This is a genomic window from Actinoplanes sp. NPDC051633, from assembly GCF_040681735.1.
GTDB lineage: Bacteria > Actinomycetota > Actinomycetes > Mycobacteriales > Micromonosporaceae > Actinoplanes.
Window position 1 is genome coordinate 1 of record NZ_JBFAZH010001669.1, and the last position, 1,278, is coordinate 1,278.

General features: G+C 70.2%; 2 protein-coding genes. Both read right to left on the reverse strand.

Going from position 1 to position 1,278, the window contains the following annotated elements:
• Nucleotides 1-246 (reverse strand): LURP-one-related family protein (locus AB0M20_RS44150; RefSeq protein ID WP_364307532.1); only part of this gene is annotated, 246 nt, incomplete at its 3' end.
• A gap of 10 nt (nucleotides 247-256) precedes the next feature.
• Nucleotides 257-1,204: a CinY protein gene (locus tag AB0M20_RS44155; protein WP_364307534.1), complete on the reverse strand. Its 948-nt coding sequence runs from the start codon at nucleotides 1,202-1,204 to the stop codon at nucleotides 257-259.
• Nucleotides 1,205-1,278: the final 74 nt, after the last annotated feature.

Genomic DNA, 1,278 nt, shown 5'->3' on the forward strand with positions numbered 1-1,278 from the left:
GACCGTGCGGCCGCCGGAGTCCTCGATCGTCATGGTCTTGTGGAGGCGCGCCATCTTCTGCTGGATCTTCAGGACGGCGTGGCCGTCGGCGTCCTCCAGCACCAAGGTGTCGCGGATGCGCATCGCCTTGCCGTCGATCTTGTAGACCTCGCGGCCGTCCTCGTCCTCGATCCAGTAGTCGTCGCCAATGGACACCAGCTTCTGGCGCATCCGGAAGCGCCGGGTCCCGTTCGTACCGTCCTGCATGTCGCCCTCCTCAATCTGTTCGGCGGCGGACGACGATCGCCCCCGCCACGAGCGCCCCGCCGGTCACCAGGGCGATGACCGCGGCCCGGCCGGCCCGTGCCGGCCGGCAGTCGGTCACCGGGTCGTCGTGGGACAGTGCGCACGCCATGCGGGCGCCGCGGTCGCGGCCGTACCGTGCGGTCAGCTCCTGCCGGAGGTCGCGCCACTGCCTGCGGCTGTCCGCGACGGCGCCGGCCACCGCCTTCGCGAAGTTGTCGCCGACGGCGCCGCGCGGTGTCGTCGGGTCGGCCGTCTTCCCCGTCGCCGGGTCGATCAGGCCCCGGTCCTTGTTGAGTGCGGCGTGCGTGACGCGGGACTGGCATAGGCCCACGCCGGGCACCCGGTCCTGCACTACGTAACAGCCGGTCATCAGGTCCTCCGGCACCTCCGGTTCCGTCCGGGCGCGCAGGTCGAGCACAGGGCTCACACCAGGGCGGTTCAGGCCGGGCGGGTTCTGCTCCCCGACCGGACGGGACGGGTCGGCCTCGTCGGACCAGTTGCTGTGCGAGTAGAAGTCCTGGACGCCGTGCAGGACCCGGCCGAACGCCCCGAGGGAGGCGCACTTGGCACGCTCCTCCGCCCGCTCGTGGGCGCTGCACTCGACGCCCAGGTCGACCTCGTCGGCGATCACGCCGCCCTCGTCGTCGAGAAGGCCCTCCGCGCGGTCCACGGCCTCGCGGAACCGCGTACGCATCTGGGTCACGCAGTCCCGCAGCGCCCCGGTCGCCGCCTCGCGCGTACGCGGGTAGTCACCGGCGACGAAGTCGGCGCCGTCGCAGTGGGCGGCGGAGTCGGCCATCTCGTCGCTGTCCGGCGCGCCGACGGCACCGAACGCGTGGTCGTGGCCGGCGAGGTAGTCGGCGGACCGCGGTTCGAAGCAGGCGGACCGGGAGCCGGCGTCGTGTATTTTGAGTGTCATTCGCGTGGTATTTTTGTGGATTGATGGTTTTTGAAAGGTTTTTGAAACGAGTTGAAAACGAGTTTCTTCTTGTC